We start from the raw sequence: 4,668 nt of genomic DNA, 5'->3' as shown, positions 1-4,668 counted from the left end.
GATGACGACCATCTTCGGTTCATGATGGATAACGGCTCCGGCGCACAGCAAAACAAATACGGCAGCGACGACTACATGTACGGCCAGGGAAATAGTATATGCTTTTTTCCATGTCATGATCCGTGTCATGTATTATCCCTTCTGTTCTGCCGCGATAGCCAGCCGTTTCACGCCGGCTCCTTTCAGCATATCCATGACGGCTACGACCTGTCCATGTGCCGTCTGCTTGTCTGCCTGGAGAATGACGGCAGCGTTAGCATTTTCCGTCATGTGCTGTTTCATCAGCTGCGACGCTTCATCAATGGTAACAGGTTTATTGTCCAGTGTAATATGGCCCTCCTTGTCCAAGGTCAGAATGATGGGCATCTGCACAGGGGCACTGGCACTCTGTGCCTGGGGCAGCTGCACGGACAGTGCTTTCTGGGCCACAGTCTGCAGGCTGTTCATCATAAAGAAGACGAGAAGGAAAAAGATAATATCTATCATGGGGATAATCATGAAAATAGGTTTCTTTTTCATGCGCATATCTTGAAACATCAGGCTCTCCCCCAGCTTTCTTTCTTGGCATTCAGGACATCGGCGCACAGGCCTTCCGTATCGGTCACGATGACATCGAGCTGATGGCTGAAATAGGTATAGACGCAGAACGCCAGGATAGCCACGCACAACCCGCTGGCCGTCGCTACCAGTGCTTCCCCGACGCCACCGGTAATAGCTGCGGTACCGGCACCATTATCGAGGATACTGAAGGTATTGATCATTCCCGTTACGGTTCCCAGCAGCCCCAGGAGCGGGGCGATGGTGACGATGGCGCTGAGATAATCGAGATAGCGGCGGAACCCGACGGCTTCTGCTGCCATGCGTTCCATAAAGGCATGACGCATGGCTTTTTCATTCTGGTCATTGCGCAGGCCCTGTTCTACGACGCGGCTGATCGCCGTGGGAAAACTCTGGCAGATTTCACCGGCCATATCCCATTGCTGATGGGCCGCCGCATGGCGGACACCAGTAAAGAACTTCTTCGACTGGCGGCGGTTCTTTTTATAATAGGAAAACCGTTCGACGGCAATGGCCACCGTAATCAGCGATAAGAGCAGCAGGGGATACATGACGATGCCACCACTATGAAACAAATGCAAAAAATAAGAAAACCCTTCCATTACTTCCACTCCTTCTGTAATCCATACCGTATTCAGGCGTAGTATTACCTCTGCATATCAGCAGAACAAAAAAGAAACGACCGATACAAATCCCAGCCACAAGGCCACTGTATATCCCAGGCATTCCCAGGTTCCGTCCCGGACTACTTCTCCTCTGATTTTGTGCATAAGATCCTCCTTTTAATATCGATAGTAATTATCACCTGTAATCATGATATCAAATCTCAACAATATTTTCTACTCCAATTAGTCATCGGCTGCTCCAATCGGACATTTTCTTTTCCCTGTCCACGGATTTTTCCAGGCCGGTTACGGCGTACCCTTTTTAGAACCGGTATTCCATGCCGGCACGCCAGATGCGCCCGTCCAGATAAATTTCATTTATTTTCTTATCGAAAATATTATCTACGCCGGCAAACAGGCGGAACCGGTCATTGAATTTGCGGTTTACGACAAAATTCAGGGTGTTATAGGTATATTTGTCGTTGGAATCGCTTTCATAATAGTTGTTGACCCACTGTTCCCAGATGGTGAAATTATATCCGCTGGTCTTATGATCATCATAGGTAAGCTGCAGTGTCGTGATGTTATCGGCTATGCCATCCACGCCGTGAGCTGACGAAGCCGCTGACGCCGACTTATTGCTGGCACTCGTCCAGTTGCTCGTCGCCTTGATATCCCAGCGTTTGGACAGATTCCGCCCCAGGGTCAGTTCGATGCCGTGGGTCTTGGTCGTGCCGTCGATGTTGTAATACTCGCTCACGCCGCGCATACCACTGACACTATGGGTGGAAATCATATTGTCGATAGTATTGTGGAAATAGGTCACCTTGCCAAAGGTCTTCCCCCATTCGCATTCATAGCTGACGTCCCAGTTCGTCGATTCTTCCGGCTGGAGATCCGGATTGCCCATGGTCAGGACGCCCATGTGAGTGTAGTCCATATACAATTCACTGACCGTCGGGGCCTTGAATCCTTTGCCCCAGTTGGCTTTGAACCGGTTGTTGTCATTGAGAAGATACGTCACGCCCAGATGCGGTGTCGTTTTGCTGCCGAATTCACTGTGCTTGTCGTAGCGGACGGCAGGGATGATGATCCACTTGTTGCCGGCCAGCCATTCATCCTGGATATAAGCGGCATAGGTATTGACGTCTTTGCCATTGTCGCCGCTTTTGCCGAAATTGACCCCTTCGACGAGATAGCGGTCATATTCCGTGCCATAGGTCAGGGTATGACTGCCGTTGATTTTATGGCTGTTCTTGGCTTCAATGCCCCAGACGGAGTAGGTATTGGTTTCCCCCGTTTCTTTTGCCAGGGCCGTATAGGGCAGGAACCGGAATTTATCCATCTTGCTGTAGAATGTGCGGATCATATAATCATCTTTTTTATTCTTCCCCGTCAGGCTCAGGCTGGCATCGCGCCGTTCCGTTTCCAGTTTGGCATCCTGCAGACGGATGATACCGCCCCAGGCACCGGTATTGTATTCCTTGTGGCTCCAGTCGCCGGTCAGCTTATCTTTATAATATCCCAGGTCGAGATTTAAATTCTTATCCTTGCCCAGTTCATAGGTCCCGCTGAAGCGATAATTCTGTTTTGGCCCCTGCAGGTTTTTGATGGGCAGTCCCGATACGTTATGTTCCGTCCACTGGCGGTCTTTAGAGAAATCCATATCAAAAACGCCGCTGAATTTCCCCTGTTTCCCCAAATCGATATGATAATAGTTCTGCATGTTCGTCGTACCGGTCGTAGCTCCTACAGTGACCGACGGTTTTCCTGTCGATTTCTTGGTGATGATATTGATGACGCCAGCCAGCGCATCGGAACCATACTGGGCAGAAGCGGCACCGCGGACGATTTCAATGCGTTCAATCGTATTGACGTTGATCCGGTCCAGGGCCAGCAGATTCTGTGTCGTAGCCGTATCTTCAATAGCTGTACGCTGACCATTGATGAGGATCAGAGTCTGATTGCTGGCCATGCCGCGCATGGAAACGCGGTGGCCAAATCCAGTGCTCGTGTTCATGATCTGTATATTATCTGCCAGCCGCAGTGCCGAGTAGACATCGGTAGCCCCCAGCTTCTGGATGTCTTCGGCCGTAATGACTTCTACCGTATTGGGAACCGTCTTTATTTCGGCTTCTGTACGGGTAGCCGTGACGACGACGTCTTTACTGAGCAGGTTCTGCGTATCTGCCTGTGCCGTACCAGCAGCTGCCGCATAGGCCGGCATGGCCATCGCAGCCAGAATAATGCCTGTCATATATGATTTGTACTGATGATTCATGTTCCTATACACCCCTCTGTTATTTTATGATATTAATAATCAATAACGATAAAATAATACCATAAAACAAATAAGTATGCCACTCCAATCGGACATTTCCGGCTCCATTTGGACATTTTTCGCAAAAAAAAGAGAGACTATCTCATAGAGACAGCCTCTCCAGGCACATCATCATCGTGCCTGATAGTTATGACTTATGTTTCTGCCGGTACACGCTGGGCGTAAGGCCCGTAAATTTCTGAAAGGCCTTGGCAAACTTACTGCTGTTTTCATATCCGACACGGGCCGCGATTTCCATAATGCTTTCTTCCCCTTCTATGAGCAGACGGGCAGCCTCACTGACGCGGTATTCCTGCATGTACTGGAATATGGTCTTGCCGTACATTTCTTTAAAGCACCGTTTCAGCGTCGTCGCAGCCAGACCTCCGCGCTGTGCCAGTTCGTTGATGGTCAGACGCTCTTTTACATGCTGGGTCAGCAGGAAATGGACTGCTTTGACGGCATCAGCCTGTTTTTTATTGAGCTGTATCTGGTTCTGCTTCTGCACCGGTTCCAGTGTCGTGAGAAACAGCAGGATTTCCATCACCTTCAGGCGCAGATACCGCTTCCGAATCTGTTCCGGCACGTGATACAGTTCATAAAACAAATGGCGCATGGACGTATTTTCTTCCAGGATCATACCAAAGCGGCTGTGATGGCAGAACCGGCTGCACAAACCGGACAAGTCCAGCGAATCATCGGTCAGCAGCCGGTCCAGTACGGGCTGGGCTTCCGGGACGTGGACGATCAGGGATACGCCATGATAGTGGGATGACGGGAAAAAGGCACTGTGGCAGTAACCGGCACTGTCCCGCCAGCCGATGGACATATCGCCCTTTCCCATATACAGGTATTCCCCGTTCTGGAAATGGCACTCGATCCGGCCCTTTTCACAATGATTGATGGCAAATACGTCCGGTCTGGGCCGTGCGGGGAAGGTGACGTCCTGCACATGGGATGTAATGTACTGCAAAGTGATGCCGGGATATACGGTATAGGCCGCAATGCGCAGCTTGCCGGACGCACTTTCCATAAGAGTCAGATTATCGTCTTCCGTCTGCCTGATCTGTGATGCCTCTTTCCATTTCATGACTACCGCCTCTTTTCCATTCCATCATGCCACCGGTAATACTGCCGGGGTGCCCCTTTCTGTCCGGTAAACCCATGCCAGAGAAATTCCGCCTG

General features: G+C 50.4%; 4 protein-coding genes. All 4 read right to left on the bottom strand.

Annotation, left to right across the window (positions count from 1 at the left end; all coding sequences use genetic code 11):
* Nucleotides 1–132 precede the first annotated feature (132 nt).
* Entirely contained in the window at nt 133–537 is a 405-nt protein-coding gene (locus DBO31_RS03420; RefSeq protein WP_075582031.1) for a biopolymer transporter ExbD, read from the bottom strand.
* Nucleotides 537–1,160 (bottom strand): MotA/TolQ/ExbB proton channel family protein, encoded by a 624-nt coding sequence (locus tag DBO31_RS03415; RefSeq protein WP_150824444.1) that lies wholly within the window; start codon nt 1,158–1,160, stop codon nt 537–539. Before DBO31_RS03415 ends, DBO31_RS03420 begins: the two co-directional genes overlap by 1 nt.
* A gap of 325 nt (nt 1,161–1,485) precedes the next feature.
* A complete protein-coding gene (locus tag DBO31_RS03410) occupies nt 1,486–3,444 on the bottom strand; it encodes a TonB-dependent siderophore receptor (protein ID WP_150824443.1) in 1,959 nt (652 codons plus the stop codon).
* Nucleotides 3,445–3,631: 187 nt separating this feature from the next.
* Entirely contained in the window at nt 3,632–4,573 is a 942-nt protein-coding gene (locus DBO31_RS03405) for an AraC family transcriptional regulator (RefSeq protein WP_150824442.1), read from the bottom strand.
* Nucleotides 4,574–4,668 lie beyond the last annotated feature (95 nt).

This window comes from Megasphaera sp. DJF_B143 (assembly GCF_900320625.1).
Lineage (GTDB): Bacteria > Bacillota > Negativicutes > Veillonellales > Megasphaeraceae > Megasphaera > Megasphaera hexanoica.
Note: the sequence above shows the minus strand (reverse complement) of the source record. Positions and strands in the feature narration are given on the sequence as shown.

What these genes read in the sequence shown, in the direction of transcription:
- DBO31_RS03410 (WP_150824443.1), bottom strand. Translation starts at nt 3,444, where the DNA reads ATGAATCATCAGTACAAATCATATATGACAGGCATTATTCTGGCTGCG.
- DBO31_RS03405 (WP_150824442.1), bottom strand. Translation starts at nt 4,573, where the DNA reads ATGAAATGGAAAGAGGCATCACAGATCAGGCAGACGGAAGACGATAAT.
- DBO31_RS03415 (WP_150824444.1), bottom strand. Translation starts at nt 1,160, where the DNA reads ATGGAAGGGTTTTCTTATTTTTTGCATTTGTTTCATAGTGGTGGCATC.
- DBO31_RS03420 (WP_075582031.1), bottom strand. Translation starts at nt 537, where the DNA reads ATGTTTCAAGATATGCGCATGAAAAAGAAACCTATTTTCATGATTATC.